This is a genomic window from Nocardia concava NBRC 100430 (genome assembly GCF_000308815.1).
Taxonomy (GTDB): domain Bacteria; phylum Actinomycetota; class Actinomycetes; order Mycobacteriales; family Mycobacteriaceae; genus Nocardia; species Nocardia concava.
On record NZ_BAFX01000104.1, the window covers coordinates 1 to 20918 of the forward strand.

Genomic DNA, 20918 nt, shown 5'->3' on the forward strand with positions numbered 1-20918 from the left:
TCTACGCGCGCGGCGAGGAGGACGGGCGACTGTGGATCGCCATGCAGTACGTGCCCGGCACCGACGCCTCGATCGAATTGAAGCGGCATCCGGAGGGGATGACGCCGTGGCGGGCGCTGCGGATCATCACCGAGGTCGGCAAGGCGCTCGATCACGCGCATCGGCGCGGGCTGCTGCACCGGGATGTGAAGCCCGCCAATTTCCTGCTCTCGCGCGGCGAGGACGATGTCTCGCTGCCGGAGGGTGAGGAGCGGGTGCTGCTCACCGATTTCGGTGTGGCCAAATCGATTTCGGACGGCCGGGAACTCACGGCCACCGACAGCCTGATGGCCACGCTGGCCTACGCACCGCCCGAGCGGCTGGTGGCCGGGCCGCTGGATCATCGCGGCGACATCTACAGTCTCGGTTGCGCTTTCGTGAAGCTGCTGACCGGGCGGACACCGTTCCCCGTGAATTCCTTGGCCCAAGCAACTCTCGGCCACCTCCAGGACCCGCCGCCCGCGCTCAGCACGCTACGCCCCGGCCTGCCTCCGGCCCTGGATGCCGTGATCGCGAAGGTGCTGGCGAAGGATCCGGCCCACCGCTACGACACCTGCCGCGACTTCACCCGGGATGCCGAGATCGCGATGCGAGGCCAAATACCTTTCATCCCACCGATTGTCGAGGACGAGCCGCCCACCGAACGGATCGGACCCCGCCCGCCGACCCGATCCAAACTCGTCCGCCGCGCCCTGCTCGCCACGGCAATCTTTGCCCTGCTGGGCCTTTCGGGCACCGTTGCCTATATCGCCGTCAATCATGATTCGACCGGCGGCCCCGTGGTCACCACCACCGCACCCACCGATTCCCTGGCCCAAGTCCGCTCGGCCCACCCCACCTTCCAGAACAAGACCATCGCCGTCTACAACTTCGCCGACAACTCCCTGTCCTCCGACCTGAGCACCAGCCCCCAGGCGAAATTCCTGCAGGACATCGGCTTCCGCTACGCCACCGACTCCGACTTCCGCCCCAAATCCGACGACACCTCCACCACCCGCCCCCTCTCCCCCGACGGCGTCACGATCCCCGACATCGACGTGATCATCATCGTCCGCACCGACAAACAAGCAGCCAACGGCGGCCTGCGCGGCCTCCCCAGCTCCTTCACCTACTCCACCACCCACGCCAAACTCGTCATCCTCGACGACCCCGCCACCACCCAGGCCTTCCAAACCTGGACCGACCGCTCCCCCGACGTCGTCATCCAAAAAGTGGTCCCCGCCATCGTGAAGGTCCTCTGACCCGAGACGAATCGATGGCCGAAATCGCGGCAATCGTGGCCCGTAGCGCGGGGCGCGCCTCCCCGCATCTCACGCACACTGAGCTTGCAGCGATGCTCCAGGCTGCGCATCGAAATATCCGATCGCAAGGAGTCCCATATGCCTTTCGTCACCACCGCCGACGGCGTCGAGATCTTCTACAAGGATTGGGGTAGCGGACAACCCATCGTCTTCAGCCACGGCTGGCCGCTGTCGTCCGACGACTGGGACGCCCAGCTGATGTTCTTCCTCTCCAAGGGTTTCCGGGTGGTCGCCCACGACCGCCGCGGTCACGGCCGCTCCGCCCAGGTCGCCGACGGCCACGACATGGACCACTACGCCGACGATCTCGCCACGGTCGTCAACCACCTCGACCTGTCGAACGCGGTGCACATCGGCCACTCCACCGGCGGCGGCGAGGTCGTGCGCTACCTCACCCGCCACGGCCAGGACCGCGCCGCCAAGGCCGTGCTGATCAGCGCCGTGCCCCCGATCATGGTGAAGACCGCGAACAACCCCGGCGGCCTGGACAAGTCGGTCTTCGACGGCATCCAGGAGCAGGTGGCCACCCGCCGCGCCGACTTCTTCCGCACCTTCGCCGAAGGCCCCTTCTACGGCTACAACCGCCCCGGCGCGCAGCCGTCGGAGGGCGTCATCGCCAACTGGTGGCGGCAGGGCATGGCGGGCGGCGCCAAGGCCCACTACGACGGTGTCGTCGCGTTCTCCCAGACCGACTTCACCGAAGAGCTCACCAAGATCACCATCCCCACCCTCGTCCTGCACGGCGAGGACGACCAGGTGGTCCCGATCGAGAACACCGGCGTCCGCTCGGCGGAACTGCTGCCCAACAGCACGTTGAAGACCTACCCGGGCTTCCCGCACGGCATGCCCACCACCGAGGCCGCCACCATCAACGCCGACCTCCTCGCCTTCATCCAATCCTGAACGGCGACAACCCCACCGAGCCCGGGGCGCGCCAGGTCTATCGAACTCGTCAACGAGCACGAAGCCCGAAACCCGCCCCGATCGCTCGACCTTCCCGCTTCGATGAAGTGTCAGATCAGGCGTACTGCCAGCTCGTAGACGGTGTCGGATTCGTCGGCTCGGGTGGGATCGCGGAGGAAGATCTGTCGCGGTCGCCAGTCGGATTGCTCGTTGTGCTCCAGTAGCCACTGGTGCAGCGACTCGAATCCGAGCGCCGTGGTCATCGCGGATTTGGGGACTTCGACGTATGCCTCGCGTGCCGCGGGTTCGTTGCGGACGAGCATGTCCGGAAAACGCTGGGCGACCGTGTCGAGGTCGGATGCTCGGACCGGGCAGCAGAATTCGACCGGAGCGTCGTCATCGGGACCGAGTTCGCCGTGGTATCGCAGGAAGGGCAGGCCTGCGAGGCCGTCCGGTCGCGGCACCGACGGGCCACCGAACAATGCGAACAGCGGTGTCGCGAACTCGCCGATGCGATCGGCAGCGAGGTTTTCGGTGCGGCTCAGCAGGGCGCGCTCGGGAATGGTGCGGACCGAGACGGGGTACATGGCGACCTTCTTTCCTGTCAATTGGGTGATGAGGAAATCGGCCAGCTGCCGTTTGGCTGTGAACGCACGCTCCTGCTCGATCCAATACTCGGTCAGGGCCTGCGCGCGCTGGTCGGCCGGACAGGCGAAGACTTCACCGATTCTGGCCAGGGGCATGTCCAGCTGCCGCAGCCGCGCGATGTGGCGGGCCTGCGGTAACTGTGTCTGCGAATACCACCGGTAGCCGGTATGGGGATCGACCCGCGCGGGCGGCAGGATCCCCGCGTCCGCGTACAGGCGTAGCGCTTTCGGCGAAAGCCGGGCCAGCCGCGCAAACGCGCCGATGGTCAGCAACTCCACCCTTGCCTCCTCATTCCCGGGGAACTTCCCTGGCATCGAGAGTGCGGCCGACCCCAAGGGGAAGGTCAAGCCACACCCTCCCCGGCACCACGTAATCGGCCGTGCAGGTAGGTGGCCGATGTTCCGATCACTCGTGGTCGGCCGCGCCGGGGTTGTAGGCCAGCAGCTCCCAGCTGTGGCCGTCCGGGTCGTCGACCGCCCGGTTGTAGAGCCAGCCCATGTCCTGGGCCTCCCGCGGTTCGGTGGCGCCCGCCGCCAGCGCCGCGTCGGCGAAGCGGTCCACGTCTTCACGCGATCCGACGGCCAGCGCGTTGATCACCTCGATCGGACCATCCGCGGTGTCTCGCTTGGTGAAGGTCGCGAACGTCTCGCGCGTCATCAGCTGCACCACGATCGCATCGGCGAAGACCACCTGGGCGGAGGTGTCCCCGGTGAAGTCCGGATTGATCGTGCCGCCCAGCGCCGTGTACACCTTCTTGCTCGCCTCCAGGTCGGTGACCGGCAAGTTGACGTAGATCTGAGTGAATGCCATGACGTGCCTCTCCAAGGATTTCGGTGTGCCGGGCGTTCCCGGCGACACCACAAAACCTAAGGGCGCACCTCGGTCTCGGTCTTGTACAGAAGCGACAGCATCTCGTCGCTGTCGGCGTACCGAAGTTGGGACGCCGTGCGGCCGATGAAACGAGTCATCGAACGCGCGAGGTGCGGCTGGTCGTGGTAGCCGGTCCGCTGCGCCACCTCGATCGCCGGGATCCCTTGCCGCAACAGCAATACGGCCTGTCTGGCCCGCTCGATCTGCCTGATCGCGCCCTGCGTCAAACCGGTCGCCGCCGCCACCCGCCGCTGCACCGACCGGGGAGTGACCAAAGTGGTGGTATAACCACGAAGTACGTCGGTGACCAGCGGATCACGCACCAGCAGTCCAGCGCGAACCAGGCGGTCCACAAAGGTGTCAGCGTTGTCGTAGTCCGGAATCTCCCACTCCTGGCCCTGCAACACGAATGAGCGAGCCGTGGTGTGTGGACTCGACACCGCGGTGTCGACCAGCGCCGACACCGGCATCGGCGCCAGAAATGCCCCGTGCCGGAAGATGATCCCCAGCGTTTCGCCCGCACTCGGCCCCAGCTCGAGCACCGTGGGGCCGGTCTCCGGCCCCCGGACCGAAACATGCGTCTCCCCGCCGTCGCGCCACACGACGAGCTCCCAGTTCGAATTGGCCACCGACCGCATCCGCGCCGGCACCACCCCGGCGATCGCCCCGGCCCGATAGACCCGCTCGACATACGGTGAATCGGACAGACGCTGCTCGACACCCCCGGCCGACTCCACGCTCACGACCACAAACTAACACCGCCGACCCGAACCGCATTCACCCCGGCGAGGCCTCTGGAACCGGATCAAGCGTGCTACTTCCCGCCGGTCCAGGGCCGACGCCTCGACGAGCTTCCCGAGCCCGGCGCGGCATGACAGGGCAGTCCGAGTCGATCATGGGGCCGAAACGTGCACCAAGGCACCGAAACTGGCCGGAAACTGCCTTTCGGCAGCCGGCCGGGCGGCGAATGTCCGATTCCTACAAGACTTTGTCGACCTCGCCCGCGTTGACTCTGTCAGCGACGCACCTGTCGGCAATGACAACGAAAGCGCCTGAGACAGCCGGCCAGAGGAGTTCCGACATGAAAGCCAACATCACCGCCCTCACCCTCGCCGTACAAGACCTCGAGCGCTCACTGCGCTTCTATCGGGAGGCACTCGGGCTGTCCTCACCCGGGATCATCGGCACCGAATACGTCGGCGACCACGACAACCCCGGCGGCGCAGCCGCCATGTTCACCCTCGACAACGGCCTGATCCTGTCGCTGTACTCACGCGACGACCTGGCAAAGGACGCCGACGTGACACTCGACCGAATCACCGGCTCCCCAATGAGCCTCGGCTACTTCGTCGACAACCGCGACGACGTCGACCACGTCCTGCAACACGTCCAAGCGGCAGGCGGCACCATCGTCCGCCCACCATTGGAACGTCCCTGGGGAATCTACGCAGGCTACTTCGCCGACCCCGACGCACACCTGTGGGAGGTCGTCTACTTTCTGCACGGCAACAGACCGAACTGACACAACTCGGCTACGAACTCCGACGGGCACTATTCGCCGGGTCGCGGCTAACTGGTGTCAGGATCGGATCCCGGCCAGATGAGTGCACCGGCACGCATCCGGCCTCAGCCAACATTTATCGCGGAACTTATGCAGCTTTCTGTCAAAAGGGGCTGAATAGTGTTGACGTAGGCCGGATCCGGTCGCTGTCCGGTGACCGGCGTGAGCCAGTTTCGCCAGCGTGCCGCCGGTCAGGATGATCTCGTCGTCCGGGTGCGCGGGAAAGGCCACTCAAGGTCATCGGTGCGGCCTCGGGCGGTCATCGCCGGGCTCCTCGCGTTCATCCAATCCTGAACGGTGGCAATCAGTTCGGGGGCTGGAAGCCGCCGATCTTCTGCTCGAGTAGTTCGGCCAGACGCAGCGGGGTGCGGTCTTCGAACATCGGGCCGATGAGTTGCACTCCCACCGGCAGGCCTTCCGGGGACGGGCCGGTGGGGATGGCGGTGGAGGGGAGGCCGGGCATGGTGGCGGCGCCGGCCCAGACGAGTTGGTCGAAGTAGGGGTGGGGGGTGCCGTCGATGTCCAGGCGGCGGGATAGGGGGTCGGGGTTGTGGTCGTGGGGGAAGGCGGGGGTGGGGGTGATGGGGCAGAGGACGGCGTCGAATTCGGTGAAGAGGTGGCGCCAGGCTTGGCGGTGGAGGTCGCGGCGGGTGGTTGCTTCGAGCCAGTCGCGGTGGGTCATGACCATGGCGCGCAGCATGTCGGCATCGAGGGTCTGGTCGTCCGGGCTCAGGGCGGCGGCGCGGGTTTGTAGTTGTGCGTAGGCGTCGACGGGGAAGCGGGCTACGGAGCCGGAGAAGAGTAGCTGGCGGTAAAGCCTTGCGGCTTCGGCTAGATCGGGTAGCAGGGGGCTGTGGTGTTCGACGCGGGCGCCGCTGTCGGAGAGGGCGTCGGCCACGCGGCTCACACCGGCGCGCACGGCGGAGCTGGTGGGGATGAACGGGTGGTCGTCGAGGACGAGGACCCGGAAGTCGGCGAGGCGGTCGTGGCGGGCGGGCGGCAGGGTCAGGTTGTAGGCGATGCCGTGGGTCAGGGGGTCCGGGCCGGCCATGACGTCGAGCAGGAGGGTGAGGTCGCGGGCGGTGCGGGCCATCGGGCCTGCCACGGCGAGGTCGAGGTCGGTGGGGAGGGCCGGACTGGGTGGGGCGATCATGCCTCGGGTGGCCACGAGGCCGACTGTCGGCTTGTGGGCGTAGATGCCGCAGAAGTGCGCGGGAGTGCGCAGGGAACCGGCCAGATCGGAGCCGATGGACAGTGCACCGAATCCGGAGGCCAGCGCCGCCGCCGAGCCGCCGGAGGATCCGCCCGAGGTGCGGGTGTGATCCCACGGGTTGTTGGTGGTGCCGTGGATCTCGTTGAAGCTCTGGATGTCCTGCAGGCCCAGCGGCACATTGGTCTTGCCGAGGATCACCGCGCCGGCGGCCTTCAGTCGCGACACCTGTAGCGCGTCCTCGGCCGGGACGAAATCCTGGTATTGCGGCATGCCCCACGTCGTGGGCAGCCCGGCCATATTGAAGGACTCCTTGACCGTCACCGGAATACCGAGCAGCGGCCGGTCCTCGCCACGGGCACGCGCCGCATCGGCCTCGCGGGCCGCGGCACGCGCCCGGTCGAAGTCCGGCACACAGATCGCGTTGATCGCCTTGTCGTCGCGCTCGATACCGGCGATCGCCTCGTCGGTGAGTTCCAGCGAGGTCACCTCACCGGCCCGCAGAGCAGCTGAAAGTGCTTCGGCCGACTGAAAATTCCGCTCCATGAATCCGACCATAAGGGGAGGTCGCGGGGGCCATAAAATGTCAATTCACACAAGGGGCGACGCATCCATCGGATGCCCCTGGTTCTATGCTCGAGAGTGCAGTCGGTTCGCCCGGGTGTGGCCGAGATCGGATCTCGCCGCGCCCCGGGCGTCGAAACCGGTTCGCCCGCAAGGGGGTTCCGGCGAGAGGGAATCCGGTGGGAATCCGGAACTGTCCCGCAGCGGTATGCAGGAACGACCGCCGTCATGAGCACTGGGCGTGAGCCTGGGAAGCGACGGCCATTAGGTCGGCCGTGAGGCCGGTGCCTGCGAGTCCGAATACCTGCCGAATGCGCCGGGTACGCCGTATCCGGCGGTCGCCGCCTCGTGGACTGTGGCGGAGGCCAGTGGACTTGGAGCACTGGAGAATACCCGTGACCAACATTCCCTTTTTCACCGCGACGGTGCTGGGCCTGCCTCGAATCGGGCCGCGTCGGGAGCTCAAAACAGCGATCGAGTCCTATTGGGCCGGACGGATCGACGCCGACGCATTGCATGCCGTGGGGCGCGAGCTACGCGCAACGCAGCTGACCGAATCGGTCGCCGCCGGACTGGATTCGGTGCCGGTGGGCACCTTCTCGTATTACGACCACATGCTCGACGCGGCGGTCATGTTCGGTGCGCTACCGGCGCGGGTGGCCGGAATCGCCGACCCGCTGGACCGGTATTTCGCGGCCGCGCGCGGAACGGCGGAGGTCGAACCGCTGGAGATGACCAAGTGGTTCGACACCAACTACCACTATCTGGTTCCGGAATTGGGGCCCGAGACCGAATTCGCCCTGCACCCGGAGAAGCTGCTCGGCGAACTGGCCGAGGCGAAGGCGCTCGGGGTGCCCGCGCGGCCGGTGGTGATCGGACCGCTCACCTTCCTGAAGCTCGCCAAGGATGCCGAGGGCGACGCGCTGCGCCGGCTGGACGACCTGCTGCCGCTGTATCAGGAACTGTTGCGGCGCTTGGCCGATGCGGGCGCGGAGTGGGTGCAGATCGATGAGCCGGTGCTGGTCACCGACTTGTCCGACGCGGAACTCGCGCTGGTCCGGCATGTGTACGAAGGGCTGTCGGCGGCCGCCGAGCGTCCGGCGCTGCTGGTGGCCACCTATTTCGGGCATCCGGGCGCGGCGCTGCCGGTCCTGGCGGACACCGCCATCGAGGGCGTGGCCCTGGACTTCACGGCCGGAACCACCGTCGAGGACGTCAGCTCGGTGCCGGCGCTGGCCGGAAAGCTGGTGGTGGCGGGCGTCGTCGACGGCCGCAATGTGTGGCGCACGGACCTCGATCGCGCGCTGACCACGCTGGGCACGCTGCTCGGCGGCACCGGCGCGCTGGCCGTCTCGACCTCCAGTTCGCTGCTGCACGTGCCGTATTCGCTCGAGCCCGAAACCGCGATCGAACCGGAGCTGAGGTCCTGGCTGGCCTTCGGCGCGGAGAAGGTCGCCGAGGTGCGGCTGCTCGCCACCGCCCTACACGCAGGCACCGAGTCGGTGTCGGACGAATTGTCTTCCGCCCGTGCGGCTCTCGCGGCCCGCGCCGCAGACCCGCGCCTGCGTGACGACACCGTCCGCGCCCGCCTGGCCGCCCTCGGCCCGGAGGCCACCCGCCGCGCTCCCGCCGCGGAACGTCGTGTCCTGCAACAGGAGCGACTCCCGCTGCCTCCGCTGCCAACCACCACGATCGGCTCCTACCCGCAGACGCCCGCCATCCGCCGCGACCGCGCCGCGCTCCGCAAGGGCACGATCACGGCCGAGCAGTACCGCGACCGCATGCGCGCCGAAATCGCCGAAGTCATTGCGCTGCAAGAAAAACTGGACCTGGACGTCCTCGTCCACGGCGAGCCCGAACGCAACGACATGGTCCAATACTTCGCCGAACAACTCCGCGGCTTCCTCACCACCGCCAACGGCTGGGTCCAGTCCTACGGCACCCGCTGCGTCCGCCCGCCCATCCTCTACGGCGACGTCACCCGCACCGAACCCATGACGGTGGACTGGATCACCTACGCCCAATCGCTGACCGACAAGCCGGTCAAGGGCATGCTCACCGGCCCGGTCACCATCCTGGCCTGGTCCTTCGTCCGCGACGACCAGCCCCTGGAAACCACCGCCAACCAGGTCGCCCTGGCGATTCGCGATGAAACGGTAGACCTCCAGTCAGCAGGCATCCGCATCATCCAGGTGGACGAACCCGCCCTGCGCGAACTCCTCCCCCTGCGAGCGGATGCCAAGGCGGCCTACCTCGCCTGGGCGATCACCGCCTTCCGCCTATCCACCTCGGGAGTCTCCGACGCCACCCAAATCCACACCCACCTCTGCTATTCCGAATTCGGCGAGGTGATCGACGCCATCGCCGCATTGGACGCCGACGTCACCTCCCTCGAGGCCGCCCGCTCCCACATGGAAGTCCTCGACGACCTCAACGCCGCAGGCTTCCACCTCGGCGTGGGCCCCGGCGTCTACGACATCCACTCCCCGCGAATCCCCTCGGCAGCCGAAATCACCGAATCCCTCACCGAGGCCCTGAAATCCGTCCCCGCCGACCGCCTCTGGGTGAACCCCGACTGCGGCCTCAAAACCCGAGGCCCCGCCGAGGTAGAGGCGTCCCTCCACAACATGGTCCAAGCCGCCCACACCCTCCGCTGACCGAATGAAGCCGCCCGGCAGTCGATTCCGACTGCCGGGCGGCCTGCGCGAACATCAGTTGGGTAAGGCGATTCGGAAGACCGCCGGTTGCGGTCTGGTGTCCGACGGGTCCCGCAGCAACAGGGTGTACGGCCGCTGCCGCGCATTGGTCGACTCGACGGTCAGCCAGCCCTGATATCGCGTATTCGGCTGCGAGACAGCGGGGAGCGGCTCCCGGCTGGCGCATTTGCCTGTCGCGAGTTCCGAGTCGGTCGTGACGCCGTCCCGGGAGAGCCCGCTGAACCACGTCCCCGAAAGCGACGAGGGTGGCATGACAGTCGTCTGAATGTCGAGCTGGAGAACGATTTTGGTGCCGGGCAGCGGGATGAGCAGCGGGCTTGCCGGGCTCGTGCACAGCGGGTTGACCTCAACCGCCGACAACGTCGCCTTCGCGGTGACGCCCTTGTTGTTCGACAGCTCGAAGGGCTGACCGATCACGATATCCACCGGGCCCGCGGGCGGCGCGGTTGTCGTCTGCGCCGGGGCCGACGAGCTACTGGGCCCGGCCGAGGAGGACGGGTCATCCTTTGCCGCACAACCGGATACGAGCAATACCACCGTCACACCGCCGAGCATCAACCATTTGCCACTCACGACCGCCAATTCTGGCACGAGCCAAGCGGGAATCGAGACTAGGCCACGTCGAGGTGGCGGGGTGGGACGCCCACGTATTCGGAGAGGGGGCGGATGAGGGTGTTGGAGGCGGATTGTTCGAGGATGTGGGCGGTCCAGCCGGTTATGCGGGACATGACGAAGATGGGGGTGAACATGTCTATGTCGAAGCCCAGGAGGTAGTAGGCGGGGCCCGTGGGGAAGTCGAGGTTGGGTTTGAGGGCGGTGGATTCGAGCATTTGGGATTCTAGTTCGGTGTACATGGCGAGCCATTGGGTGCCGCCGGTGACGGCGACTATGTCTTCGAGGGCGGATTTCATGGTGGGGACTCGGGAGTCGCCGCGTTTGTAGACGCGGTGGCCGAAGCCCATCACCTTTTCCTTGCGGGAGAGCTTTTCCCGCAGCCATTTTCGAGCCTGGGCGGGGTCACCGATTTCTAGCATGGTGTGCATGACGGCCTCGTTGGCGCCGCCGTGCAGGCGGCCCTTCAATGCGCCGATGGCGGCGGTGACGGCGCTGTACATGTCGGATTCGGTGGAGGTGACGACACGGGCGGCGAAGGTGGAGGCGTTGAAGCTGTGTTCGGCGTAGAGGATCAGGGAGGTTTCGAAGGCTCGGATCAGGCGGGGGTCGAGATGCGGTGCGGTGGGGGTGGATTCGCCGAAGCACATGTGGAGGAAGTTCTCGGCGAAACCGCGGGACGGATCGGGTGGGATGGGATCGAGGGAGCGGCGGCGGCGCAGGTCTGCGGCGATGACCGTGGGCAGGACGGCTGTCAGCCGTAAAGCCTTGGCCAGTAGTTCATTTCGTCCGGTGCCACGGTCTTCGAGAGGGTCTTCCGCGCCGAGGTAGCTGACCACGGTACGGACCACGTCCATCGGGTGGCAGGTTTCGGGGAGGCGGGCGATGAGGGCGAGCAGGGAGCGGTCGGCGGTGCGGAGGGCTCGCTCGCGTTGGCAGAGGGCTTGGAGCTCTTGGGGATTGGGAAGTTCGCCGTGCCAGAGGAGGTAGGCCACCTCTTCGAAGGAGCGGTGGCGGGCCAGGTCCTGGACGGCGTAGCCGCGGTAGGTGAGGGTGCTGGTTTCGGGGACGACCTTGGAGATGGCGGTGGTGTCGACCACGACGCCCGCCAGGCCCTTCTTGATGTCGGTCATGGGAATCACTCGCTCACGGTGAAGTTGAAGATGTCGGCGTCGAAGGCGTTGTAGCCGCGGTAGTCCAGCAGGTCGTACAGGCGGGACCGGGTCTGCATGCGGTTCAGGAGCGCGGATTGCGTTCCGGTTCGGTCGATTTCACGCAATCCGGTCTCGATGGCGTACATGGCCAGGCGCAGGGTGGTGACCGGATAGATGACGGCGTTGTAGCCGAGCGACTCCAGCTGGCCGGCGGACAGCAACTCGGATTTGCCGAACTCGGTCATATTGGCCAGCAGCGGGATATCGACGGCAGCACGGAATTTAGCGAACTCTTCGGCGGTCTGGAGCGCCTCGGTGAAGATCAGGTCCGCGCCCGCGTCGGCATAGGCCTTGGCCCGGTCGATCGCCGCGCCCAGCCCCTCCACGCCCCGGGCGTCGGTGCGCGCGCAGATCACGAAATCCGGATCCCGGCGCGCACCGACGGCCGCCCGCAAACGCCGCACCATGTCCTCGACCGGCACCAGCGATTTCCCGTCCAAATGCCCGCAGCGCTTGGGATTCACCTGATCCTCCAGATGACAGCCCGCCAGCCCGGACTCCTCGAGCAATCGCACGGTCCGCGCCGCGTTCATCGGCTCCCCGAACCCGGTGTCGGCATCGATCAACACCGGCAGATCGGTGACCCGCGCGATCTGCCGACCCCGCTCGGCCACCTCGGTCAACGTGGTCAGCCCGATGTCCGGCAACCCCAGCTCGGCCGATACGACGGCCCCGGACACGTACACGCCTTCGAAGCCGATCTCCTGAATCACCTTGGCCACAAGGGGATTCAGCGCTCCCGGCCAGCGCTGTATCCGCCCGCTCGCCAGTCCCGCCTGCAGTGCGGCCCGCTTCTCCCCCGTCGTGAGCCCGCTCACCGCACCCACCCGCCTAGGCTGGCACCATGACCGACCAGCCGCGCCTGCGCTACCGAATGATCACCGGACCCGATGACGCGAAATTCTGCGAGCGCATCAGCGCCCTGCTGGACGAGGGTTACCGGCTGTACGGATCGCCGTCGGTGACCTTCAACGGCACCTCGGTCATCGCCGCACAGGCGGTGGTGTGGGGAGAGGACTGAACCACTTCGCGTGGGAGTGATCATGCGAAGATCCCCCGTCCGGTCGCCGGGGCGCGATCGAGCACGTCCGGGGAGACGGTGAACGTCAGCTGATCTAGTTCACCCGCACGGAGTTCAGGGGCGCGCTCGGCGGCGGCTAGGAACCGGTCCTGTTCGGCCGGTTCCAGAACGCCTTCGGTGAGGGTACGGAACTTCTCGATGTATTGCGCACGCCCGAAGGGCCTGGCCCCCAAGGGATGTGCGTCCGCGACGGCCAGTTCATCGCTGATCACCTCACCACTACGCAACGCGATCTCGGCACGGCAGCCGAACGCCTTCTCCGCCGGATCGGTCGAGTGATAGCGGCGGGTCCACTCGGGATCTTCGACCGTGGAGATCTTCCGCCACAGCGCGACCGTATCCGCACGCCGCGCACGATCCGGCGCGTAGGAGCGTTCGTGATGCCACCCGCCATCCTGCAACGCGACCGCGAAGATATAAGGCACCGAGTGATCGAGGGTCTCGCGGCTCGCGGTCGGGTCGTACTTCTGCGGATCGCCCGAGCCACTGCCGATCACCACATGCGTGTGATGGCTGGTGTGCAGCACGATCGACTCGATCTCATCGAGATCACCCAGCCGCGAACGCATCCGGCGCGCCAGATCGATGGGCGCCTGACTCTGGTACTCGGCGGAGTGCTCCTTCGTGTAGCTGTCGAGAATCGCGCGCTTGGCCTCCCCGGGACCGGGCAGCGGCACCCGGTAATCGGCCTCGAATCCGCCCAGCAGCCTTGCGATCACGCCATCGGCCCCCTCCCAGATGGGAGCGGGCGCGCCCTCCCCGCGCATGGCCCGATCGACCGCCTCGATCGCGGCCTTCCCGGCGAAGGCGGGCGCGAACGCCTTCCAGCTGGAGATCTCCCCCTTCCGCGACTGCCGGGTCGCGGTCGTGGTGTGCAACGCCTGCCCGACCGCCTGATAGATCACCCCGGCATCGAGCCCGAGCAGCGTCCCGATCCCGGCCGCCACCGACGGCCCGAGATGCGCCACATGGTCGATCTTGTGCTCGTGCAGGCAGATTCCCCGCACCAGGTCGATCTGGATCTCGTATCCCGTTGCCAGCCCGCGAATCAGCTCGGCCCCGCTACGCCCCGCATGCTGGGCGACCGCCAGGATCGGCGGAATATTGTCGCCGGGGTGTGAGTATTCGGCGGCCAGGAAGGTGTCGTGGAAGTCCAGCTCCCGCACCGCGACCCCGTTCGCCCACGCCGCCCACTCGGGCGAGAAGCGCTGCCCGCCGGGCAATCCGAACACCGTCGCCCCCGGCGAGTACGGATGCGCCTGCGCCTGCCGCCGCGCGGTGGTCACCGGCCGGCGCAGCACCGCGGCGGCGGCCACGGCGGCATTGTCGATGAGGCGGTTGACGATCATGTCGGTGACGGCGGCCGGTACCGGCACCGGGTCGACGGCCACCTCGGCGATCCGGGTGGCCAGATGCTCGGAGCGCGGGAACTCCTCGGCCGAGGAGTGCGCGCGAACGGAATAGGACTTCATGCCTTCGCACGCTACTCACGCCGCTGACCTCGAAAAACGGCTCACAGCTGCGAATTTCGGCGAGCGAATCCGCGCCGATTCGCGAATTCCGCCAAGCCGAGTGCTCCACGCCGTCATCCCGAGATGACAGGGAGTCCGTCAGAAGTGGCGGATACGGTGGGAGTCGACGCCCTCGCCGATGCGCCGCGCGGCTGCCGTCAACTCGGTCACGTAGGCGCGGCGCTCCGCCCGCGTCACATCCTCCCGCAACGGCCCGATCTGCAACTCCATCACCGCATGCCCGCCCCCGTCGAAAACCGGTGCGCTGATATAGCTCACGGGCAGCGCGACCGCACTGTCCATCGTGGCCCGGTCGTACGCGCTCCCGCCGATCGCCGCCAGCTGCGCCAGCACCCGCCCCCGCAATTCCGAACTCGCGGGCTGATCGGCGAGGTGGTCGGCGACCTCGGACAGCACGCGCAGATTCGGCAGACTGTCGGGCTCCAGCCGCCACGCGCAGTACCCGGTCTCGCGCAGGGTGGCGAGCACGGCGCGATATTCGTCACGCCGCTCGGGTCCCCGGGTCTCGAGCCAATCCTGTTGGCGGGCAGTACCCCAGTGCGCGATGATCGCCGCCCCGGCGGGCGCCAGCAGCGGGATCCGCGCCCCCGATTCGATGCCCACGGTGTAGCGGTCCCGGGTGACGGCCAGGAATTCCAGATGGTCCAGGGTGATGGTGGTCAGCGCCGCCCCGCAGTCGACCCGATCGGCCAGCCGCGCCAATTCCCGGTCCAGCCAGGCCCGATCGTCCCGGCCGCCGTCCGCGTGCCGCCCGAGCGCGGCGAGCGCGGGCCCCAATTCGTAGCTGAGATCGGGCAGCCGGTGCACCCACCCGCGTTCGGCGAGCGTGGCCAGGATCGCGCCCGCGGTGGACCGATTCAACTCCAGGCTGTCGGCGATCTCGGCCGACGTCAGAGGCCCGGCCCTTGCGGCTAGCAACTCCACGATCGAGACGACCCGTTGCGTGGGCGGCGAGCTTTGCACGCGGGTCTCCTAGCGTCTCTGATCAGCTTGCGATCCCATGCAGGACGTTTTGCCTGATCGTGGTCACGCCCTGGTTTCGGTGGTCTGCGCGAGGCAGTCCGGGCCGGTCCGTTGGTGCGTGTCCCTCCGGACGCTGGCCGACACAACCCGAAGACTGTGCCGGGGAGGGAACCTCACGTCGCCTGGGCGCGAGGCGGTTGATCCACCCTGACTTTACACACATGCATGAACTCGGGATACGAATAATCGCATCGAGGATGCCGCGCATGGCGACCATTGCCGTGGACCTGATGTTCGGCAAGCTCATCGGATCCGCAGGACATCATCGCCCGCATCGATATCGCCGAACTGACCACCCGCCTGCGCGAACCCCTCGACGCCGGTGTCGACTACATGGTCCGTTCCCCTTTGCTCATGCCCGCTTTCGGTGGTTTCACCGGTTTGGTCACCGACTGGCTGGCGCTGCAGATGATCTTCCGCCCGATCCGCCCGGTCGGTATCGGACCGTTCAGATGGCACGGCCTCTTCCACAAGCGCCGCGACCAGGTCTGCACCGACTACGGCGACCTCATCGCCACCGAGATCCTCACCCTGGCACGCATTCTCGAGGCCGTCCTGAACGGCGAACGTGCCGACCGGTTGGCCTCGTTGCTCAGCCGCCACGTCAGCGAGTTCCTGAACCTGCAGACCGGCCCGGCCCGGCCGATCGTCATGCTGGTCGCCAGCGACAGCCTCACCGCAATCGAGCGCGATGCGGTCACCTTCGTGCTCGATCACGTCAAGGCCGCCGCACACTCCGGCTTCGATCAGCACGCCATCGAGGCGCTCGACGTCCGCAACCTGGTGATCGAGAAGACCAAGCAACTGACCGACGACGAATACGAGGGCCTGCTGCGCCCGGCGTTCAAACAGGACGAATGGAAGCTGGTCGCCATCGGCGCGGTGCTCGGGTTTCTGGTCGGCGAACTCCAGGTTCACCTGATTTTGGGATGAGCCCGCCGATTTCGGCCCACATTCCGAACGTCGTTCCACTCCGGTGACGAAGGGTTGGTCGTACGATGGGGACTCGCGCGCCAAACCGCCCGTAGTACCGAATTCGCATGCTACGCAGCACCGTCGGCATGATGAAGTGCCACGCAGATAAGCGAAGTTGCCGCGAGTCTCCCCAATTTGCGATGTTTGCGAAGCCGACTCGGTACCATCCTGCACGTGCGCAAGATGTATGCGGGGGCCCGACTACGGCGGTTGCGCGAGGAACGGCGGATGACCCAGGCGGCCTTGGCCAAATCCCTGGATCTCTCCCCCAGCTACCTCAACCAACTGGAGCGTGATCAGCGACCGCTCACGATTCCCGTGCTGTTGAAGCTGAACTCGACCTTCGACCTGGACGTGCAGTTCTTCGCCGCGGACTCCGACGCCCGGCTGGTGTCGGACCTGCACGAGATCCTGGTGGAGGCCGCCGGCGGCAATGCCGCGCCGGTCGCCGAGGTCGAGGATCTGGCCACCCGCATGCCCGAGGTCGCGAAAATCGTTGTGGCCATGCACCGCCGACTACGCGCGGCGACCGACCAGTTGGATCTCTTGTCCTCCAAGGTGGCCACCCCCACCGGCGCGCCCGGCGTGCCCATGCCCTACGAGGACGTGCGCGACTTCTTCTACGACCATCACAATCACATCGCCCAGCTGGATCTCGCCGCCGAGCGGCTGTTCGACGAGAGCGGCCTCACCATCGGCTCGCTGGACCGGCAGCTGGCGCGGGTGGCCGAGGAGCGGGCCGGGGTCACCGTGCTGGTGCGCGGCGACGGCGCCGATCCGAACATCCCCAAGCGGCATTACGAACCCGAGAGCCGCACCCTGACCCTCGCCCGGCGACTGCGCCCCGGGCAGCGCGCCTTCCAGATCGCCACCACCCTGGCCTTCCTGCTGCACGGCGCGCTGCTGGACGAGGTCCTCGACGAAACCCCCGGCCTCACCGACGAATCCCGCACCCTCGCGCGCATCGGACTGGCCAACTACTTCGCGGGCGCGCTCATCCTGCCCTACGGCAAGTTCCTGCGCTCGGCCGAGGAACTGCACTACGACATCGATCTGCTGAGCCTGCGCTTCGAGGTCGGCTTCGAGACGGTCTGCCACCGGCTCAGCACCCTGCAGCGCCAGGGGCAGCGCGGCGTGCCGTTCTTCCTGATCCGCACCGACCGCGCGGGCAATATCTCGAAACGCCAGTCCGCCACCGCCTTCCACTTCTCCCGCGTGGGCGGCAGCTGCCCGCTGTGGGTGGTGCACGAGGCGTTCAACCATCCCGGCCGCATGCTCACCCAGATCGCGGCCATGCCCGACGGCCGCCGCTACCTGTGGGTAGCGCGCACCACCCCACCGGTGCCGAGCGGATTCGGTACCACCGGTAAGGAATTCGCCATCGGACTGGGCTGCGATATCGAATACGCCGACCGGCTGGTGTATTCGCGCGGGCTGGAGCTGGACGATCCGGCGGCGGCCGTGCCCATCGGCGCGGGCTGCAAGGTGTGCGAGCGCCCCAACTGCGCCCAGCGCGCCTTCCCGCAGATCGGGCGGCCGCTGGCGATCAGCGAGCACACCAGTTCGGATCTGCCGTATCCCCGCATGCCCAGGTGACTTAATCCTCTATCGCGGTGAAACGCGGTGGGATAAAGGACAATTCCGCCATCCAAATTGGATATCCACTGTGCGGCAACGCATCAAATACCAAAAGGTATTGACCGGCGTTTGCCGCACATCACGAGCACATCATGTGTAGCGTCTGGATTCGCTCGATGACTCTCGGATAAACAACGGTGGCGCGCGGTGATCGGTATTGACGGATGCCTCAAACGCATCATGGACATTCCCGGTGCGCGCAGCGTCACCCTGGTGGACGGGGCGAGCGGGCTGGCCATCGCGGCCGCCGGGCGGCACGACGTGGTCGACCAGCACGAAGATGCCGCCGCCGCAACCGATGTCGTGCGCTCGGTGCTCACCTCACCGGCCCTGGCCACCGGCACCCCGGGCGACGACATCACCGAGATCATCGTCTGCGGAACGCAGGGATATCACCTGTTGAATTTGATCGACGGTGATTTCGACGCACGGCTTTTCCTGCACATTCACTTCGACGGCGACACCGGCAATCTCGCCATGGCGAGATACCAGCTGCGGGCGATTATCGCCGAATTCGCCGAGGACGATCATGGACAGTGAACTCGTCATCGAACTGCGGCGACTCGAACAACAGCACGCCACCGGCGTACTCGCCGTGGGCGACGGTGCGTTTCATCTCGTCGAGGGCGCGATCGTGGCCGCGGAGTGCGCGCGCACCACCGCGCTGGACCGCATGGTGGTGGCGTCCGGAGTGGCCACCAGCGAGCAATGGCGGCGCGCCCGCGCGGGCGGCGAGGACCGGCTGCCCGCGGGGCCGCGCCTGGAAACCCTTGCGTTGCTGTCGGTCTTCGACGCCGCCTACCTGCTGCTGGCGGCGCCGGTCCCCCTCGACTTCCATCCCGGGCCGCCGCACTGGCTGGCCCGGATCTGCCGCATCACCCCAGGCGCGCTGATTCACGAATGCGCGCGCCGGGGTGATCCGAATACCGGTGTCTGGCCGGTCGATCTGGTCGACCGGGTGGCGGTGGTGCCGGTGCGGCGGGTGCGGCGCCGGCGCGTGGTGCTCACCGGCGGCCAGGCCGAGGTGCTCGCCGCCGTCGATGCCCGGCGCAGCATCGCCGGGCTGGCCGCCGACCTGGGCCGCACCACCTACGGCTGCCTGCTCGCGGTGCGTGAACTCACCGCGGCCGGGCTGATCGAGCCGCCGGTCATGGTCGCGCTCGCCGACCCGGTCCGCGCCCCGGCGGTGCCCGCCGCCCCCGACCGGGTCCTGACCACCGGTGCGGCAACGGATTCCACGCCGCCGCTGCGCCGCCGGGTCCGGCAGGCCGACGCGGTCGCCGTCCCCGATCGCTGGGAGCCGCCCGATCGGGACGTGCTCATACGGCTGCGCGCGGCATTGGAGGAACTGGCCTGACCGCGCGTTGTGACGGACCGGGCGACCCCCGCTCTTCGAATGAAGACAGCGCCCGGCGAACGGATAGGGAGGCGGCCTTGGAGGAACTCGCGTGACCGCGCGGAAAAGGCGGCTCGGTGAATTGATAGGAAGGTTGACCAAAGTGGCGATGTCCGGCCCAGAACCGAACACGCAGGTACTCAATGAGCTGAAATCGCTGCGGGACCGGGTGCCGCAGCTGATCGGCACGCTCGTGGCGTCCACCGACGGGCTGCTCATCGCACACGATCTGCCCGCCCACATCGAGCCCGCGGGCATGGCGGCGCTGACCGCCGCGCAGCTCTCGCTCTCACATCGGCTGGCCGCCACCGCGAACGGCGGCGGATTCCACGAGGTGGTGGTGCACGGCGAGGGCGGCGACGTCGTCATCTACGCCGTCGGCTGGACCGCCTCGCTGACCGTGCTCGCCGGGCCCGGCGCGAATATCGGCCGCCTGCACCTGGAATCGCGGCCGGCCGCCCGCATCATCTCCGACCAACTGACCCCAAGTGATAACACCGATTGAAAGGAAAACCCATGTCCAACATGGATATCGCGCTGAAGGACATGATGGTGATCGACGGCGCCATCGGCGCCGCCGTCGTCGACTACAACAGCGGCATGGCGCTCGGCATGCTCGGCAGCTCCAAGGCCCTGGACCTGCAGGTCGCCGCCGCCGGGAACACCGAGGTGGTGCGCGCCAAGATGCGCACCATCGACCAGCTGGGCATCAAGGAGGACATCGAGGACATCCTCATCACCCTCACCAACCAGTACCACGTGATCAGACCCATGACCGGGCGCAAATCCAAGGGGCTGTTCCTCTATCTCGCCCTCGACCGCGGCCGGGCCAATCTCGCCATGGCGCGGCACCGCCTCAAGGGCATCGAGGAGGATCTCGAGGTGTGAGTGTCCCCTCCCGATAATTCGGTGGCGTCGGGGATGCCGCGAAAGCTAACGTAGAACGCAACATCCCCGACGACGAAAGGACCGGCAGTGCATCATCATTCGCCCGCAGCCGCCGCGTCGTCGCACGCCTTCCGAGAGTCTTCGCATGCCTTCCGCGAACGCCTCGCACCGGAAGTGCTGTCCCACAACCGCTGCCGCTGACTCCCCCGCACGGCTCACCCGTGCGCACCCTTCATGTTGAGCGAAGCCGAAGTGGTCGAGGCCCCAGTTTGTGGTACTGGGTTCAGCGGGTTCGAGTCCCGTCGCTCAGCCCAGGCGCAGTTGCTCTGATGGTATGGGCACCCTGATTTTCACTCAGGTTCCTCGTCGGTTCGATTCCGACCTGCGTCACCTTTCCATTTTCCATTCGAAGGGAAATCCCTTCTCCATAAATCAGACTGGACGGTCTCTCGGCGGCTTATGATGAAGCCGCCGAGCACTGGATACGCATTTCCCTTGTCCCACAACAGGTCTGAAATGTCCCGAATGTCGCCTTGATCCGTTACGCACCTGAATGTCTAGATTGTCCGATTGAATTACGTTGCGGCCCTGCGAAACTCGAGTGCGGCAAAATGCGCGACACGAACAGACCGGTGTGTTCAATCCGCCGGAACGTCACCTTCGCCGGTATGGTCTGGATCGCTCGCAGCGTTGGTAGCCGTTTGGTTGCCATCTAGTGGAGCGACATGTCGCAAGTGTTGCCATCC

General features: G+C 67.0%; 20 protein-coding genes, 2 tRNA genes, 1 pseudogene and 1 riboswitch. Of the genes and pseudogenes, 13 read left to right on the plus strand and 10 right to left on the minus strand.

The annotated features are described in order from the left end of the window. Together ON43_RS24295 and ON43_RS24300 are read left to right on the plus strand one after the other, a co-directional pair. A partial coding sequence (locus ON43_RS24295; RefSeq protein ID WP_040811075.1) for a serine/threonine-protein kinase occupies nucleotides 1–1280 on the plus strand: 1280 nt, incomplete at its 5' end. Between the two features lie 138 nt (nucleotides 1281–1418). Next, nucleotides 1419–2243 (plus strand): alpha/beta fold hydrolase, encoded by an 825-nt coding sequence (locus tag ON43_RS24300; RefSeq protein ID WP_040811076.1) that lies wholly within the window; start codon nucleotides 1419–1421, stop codon nucleotides 2241–2243. A gap of 110 nt (nucleotides 2244–2353) precedes the next feature. Here ON43_RS24300 and ON43_RS24305 read toward each other — a convergent pair whose 3' ends face one another. From ON43_RS24305 to ON43_RS24315, 3 genes are all read right to left on the minus strand, one after another. Further along, nucleotides 2354–3169: a MerR family transcriptional regulator gene (locus ON43_RS24305; protein ID WP_040811077.1), complete on the minus strand. Its 816-nt coding sequence runs from the start codon at nucleotides 3167–3169 to the stop codon at nucleotides 2354–2356. 127 nt (nucleotides 3170–3296) lie between these two features. Beyond that, nucleotides 3297–3701 (minus strand): VOC family protein, encoded by a 405-nt coding sequence (locus ON43_RS24310; RefSeq protein ID WP_040811078.1) that lies wholly within the window; start codon nucleotides 3699–3701, stop codon nucleotides 3297–3299. Nucleotides 3702–3757: 56 nt separating this feature from the next. Further along, entirely contained in the window at nucleotides 3758–4504 is a 747-nt protein-coding gene (locus ON43_RS24315; protein ID WP_051179127.1) for a helix-turn-helix domain-containing protein, read from the minus strand. 338 nt (nucleotides 4505–4842) lie between these two features. Between ON43_RS24315 and ON43_RS24320 the strand changes: the two genes are divergently transcribed. Then, on the plus strand, nucleotides 4843–5283 hold the full coding sequence (locus ON43_RS24320) for a VOC family protein (RefSeq protein ID WP_040811079.1): 441 nt from the start codon (nucleotides 4843–4845) through the stop codon (nucleotides 5281–5283). Nucleotides 5284–5472: 189 nt separating this feature from the next. Here the strand turns inward: ON43_RS24320 and ON43_RS47050 are convergent. Together ON43_RS47050 and ON43_RS24325 are read right to left on the minus strand one after the other, a co-directional pair. Next, nucleotides 5473–5553: pseudogene (locus ON43_RS47050) on the minus strand (PIG-L family deacetylase); the annotation flags it as partial. Nucleotides 5554–5626: 73 nt separating this feature from the next. Then, the gene (locus ON43_RS24325; protein ID WP_040811139.1) at nucleotides 5627–7078 is read right to left on the minus strand and encodes an amidase; all 1452 of its coding nucleotides are present in this window, start codon (nucleotides 7076–7078) and stop codon (nucleotides 5627–5629) included. A 141-nt stretch (nucleotides 7079–7219) separates the two neighbouring features. Further along, a riboswitch (cobalamin riboswitch) is annotated at nucleotides 7220–7422 on the plus strand. On the opposite strand from ON43_RS24325, the gene metE reads away from it, so the two are divergent. Then, nucleotides 7408–9753, plus strand: coding sequence for a 5-methyltetrahydropteroyltriglutamate--homocysteine S-methyltransferase (gene metE, locus ON43_RS24330; protein WP_157514165.1), 2346 nt, complete (start codon nucleotides 7408–7410; stop codon nucleotides 9751–9753). Its footprint overlaps the riboswitch before it by 15 nt. A 54-nt stretch (nucleotides 9754–9807) precedes the next feature. On the opposite strand, the gene ON43_RS24335 is transcribed toward metE, so the two are convergent. Genes ON43_RS24335 through prpB form a run of 3 tightly spaced genes read right to left on the minus strand, consistent with a single transcriptional unit; the run spans nucleotide 9808 to nucleotide 12466 of the window. Beyond that, complete coding sequence (locus tag ON43_RS24335; RefSeq protein ID WP_157514166.1) at nucleotides 9808–10386, minus strand: hypothetical protein; 579 nt, start codon at nucleotides 10384–10386, stop codon at nucleotides 9808–9810. Between the two features lie 38 nt (nucleotides 10387–10424). After that, the gene (locus ON43_RS24340; protein WP_040811143.1) at nucleotides 10425–11558 is read right to left on the minus strand and encodes a bifunctional 2-methylcitrate synthase/citrate synthase; all 1134 of its coding nucleotides are present in this window, start codon (nucleotides 11556–11558) and stop codon (nucleotides 10425–10427) included. A gap of 5 nt (nucleotides 11559–11563) precedes the next feature. Next, nucleotides 11564–12466 (minus strand): methylisocitrate lyase, encoded by a 903-nt coding sequence (gene prpB, locus ON43_RS24345; RefSeq protein WP_086008009.1) that lies wholly within the window; start codon nucleotides 12464–12466, stop codon nucleotides 11564–11566. Nucleotides 12467–12483: 17 nt separating this feature from the next. Between prpB and ON43_RS43890 the strand changes: the two genes are divergently transcribed. Further along, on the plus strand, nucleotides 12484–12660 hold the full coding sequence (locus ON43_RS43890; RefSeq protein ID WP_083913680.1) for a DUF1737 domain-containing protein: 177 nt from the start codon (nucleotides 12484–12486) through the stop codon (nucleotides 12658–12660). Nucleotides 12661–12680: 20 nt separating this feature from the next. Here ON43_RS43890 and ON43_RS24350 read toward each other — a convergent pair whose 3' ends face one another. Both ON43_RS24350 and ON43_RS24355 read right to left on the minus strand, forming a co-directional pair. Then, complete coding sequence (locus tag ON43_RS24350) at nucleotides 12681–14192, minus strand: MmgE/PrpD family protein (RefSeq protein ID WP_040811081.1); 1512 nt, start codon at nucleotides 14190–14192, stop codon at nucleotides 12681–12683. Nucleotides 14193–14330: 138 nt separating this feature from the next. After that, on the minus strand, nucleotides 14331–15215 hold the full coding sequence (locus ON43_RS24355; RefSeq protein ID WP_083913681.1) for a helix-turn-helix domain-containing protein: 885 nt from the start codon (nucleotides 15213–15215) through the stop codon (nucleotides 14331–14333). Between the two features lie 414 nt (nucleotides 15216–15629). Between ON43_RS24355 and ON43_RS24360 the strand changes: the two genes are divergently transcribed. The 8 genes from ON43_RS24360 (at nucleotide 15630) to ON43_RS24390 (ending at nucleotide 20562) form a co-directional block, all read left to right on the plus strand. Next, entirely contained in the window at nucleotides 15630–16208 is a 579-nt protein-coding gene (locus tag ON43_RS24360; RefSeq protein ID WP_051179097.1) for a DUF445 domain-containing protein, read from the plus strand. Nucleotides 16209–16424: 216 nt separating this feature from the next. Continuing rightward, a complete protein-coding gene (locus ON43_RS24365) occupies nucleotides 16425–17846 on the plus strand; it encodes a short-chain fatty acyl-CoA regulator family protein (protein ID WP_040811082.1) in 1422 nt (473 codons plus the stop codon). Nucleotides 17847–18035: 189 nt separating this feature from the next. Then, nucleotides 18036–18428 (plus strand): hypothetical protein, encoded by a 393-nt coding sequence (locus ON43_RS24370; RefSeq protein WP_040811083.1) that lies wholly within the window; start codon nucleotides 18036–18038, stop codon nucleotides 18426–18428. Beyond that, on the plus strand, nucleotides 18418–19245 hold the full coding sequence (locus tag ON43_RS24375) for a hypothetical protein (protein WP_040811084.1): 828 nt from the start codon (nucleotides 18418–18420) through the stop codon (nucleotides 19243–19245). Before ON43_RS24370 ends, ON43_RS24375 begins: the two co-directional genes overlap by 11 nt. A gap of 148 nt (nucleotides 19246–19393) precedes the next feature. Then, complete coding sequence (locus ON43_RS24380) at nucleotides 19394–19789, plus strand: roadblock/LC7 domain-containing protein (protein ID WP_040811085.1); 396 nt, start codon at nucleotides 19394–19396, stop codon at nucleotides 19787–19789. A gap of 11 nt (nucleotides 19790–19800) precedes the next feature. Beyond that, nucleotides 19801–20172, plus strand: a complete 372-nt coding sequence (locus ON43_RS24385) for a hypothetical protein (protein WP_040811086.1) — start codon at nucleotides 19801–19803, stop codon at nucleotides 20170–20172. A 237-nt stretch (nucleotides 20173–20409) separates the two neighbouring features. Next, nucleotides 20410–20486 (plus strand) — tRNA-His (locus ON43_RS45015). Beyond that, nucleotides 20487–20562, plus strand: a tRNA-Glu gene (locus tag ON43_RS24390). Nucleotides 20563–20918 lie beyond the last annotated feature (356 nt).

What these genes read in the sequence shown, in the direction of transcription:
- ON43_RS24300 (WP_040811076.1), top strand. Translation starts at nt 1,419, where the DNA reads ATGCCTTTCGTCACCACCGCCGACGGCGTCGAGATCTTCTACAAGGAT.
- ON43_RS24310 (WP_040811078.1), bottom strand. Translation starts at nt 3,701, where the DNA reads ATGGCATTCACTCAGATCTACGTCAACTTGCCGGTCACCGACCTGGAG.
- ON43_RS24320 (WP_040811079.1), top strand. Translation starts at nt 4,843, where the DNA reads ATGAAAGCCAACATCACCGCCCTCACCCTCGCCGTACAAGACCTCGAG.
- ON43_RS24325 (WP_040811139.1), bottom strand. Translation starts at nt 7,078, where the DNA reads ATGGAGCGGAATTTTCAGTCGGCCGAAGCACTTTCAGCTGCTCTGCGG.
- metE (WP_157514165.1), top strand. Translation starts at nt 7,408, where the DNA reads ATGCGCCGGGTACGCCGTATCCGGCGGTCGCCGCCTCGTGGACTGTGG.
- ON43_RS24340 (WP_040811143.1), bottom strand. Translation starts at nt 11,558, where the DNA reads ATGACCGACATCAAGAAGGGCCTGGCGGGCGTCGTGGTCGACACCACC.
- ON43_RS43890 (WP_083913680.1), top strand. Translation starts at nt 12,484, where the DNA reads ATGACCGACCAGCCGCGCCTGCGCTACCGAATGATCACCGGACCCGAT.
- ON43_RS24350 (WP_040811081.1), bottom strand. Translation starts at nt 14,192, where the DNA reads ATGAAGTCCTATTCCGTTCGCGCGCACTCCTCGGCCGAGGAGTTCCCG.
- ON43_RS24360 (WP_051179097.1), top strand. Translation starts at nt 15,630, where the DNA reads ATGCCCGCTTTCGGTGGTTTCACCGGTTTGGTCACCGACTGGCTGGCG.
- ON43_RS24375 (WP_040811084.1), top strand. Translation starts at nt 18,418, where the DNA reads ATGGACAGTGAACTCGTCATCGAACTGCGGCGACTCGAACAACAGCAC.
- ON43_RS24380 (WP_040811085.1), top strand. Translation starts at nt 19,394, where the DNA reads ATGTCCGGCCCAGAACCGAACACGCAGGTACTCAATGAGCTGAAATCG.
- ON43_RS24385 (WP_040811086.1), top strand. Translation starts at nt 19,801, where the DNA reads ATGTCCAACATGGATATCGCGCTGAAGGACATGATGGTGATCGACGGC.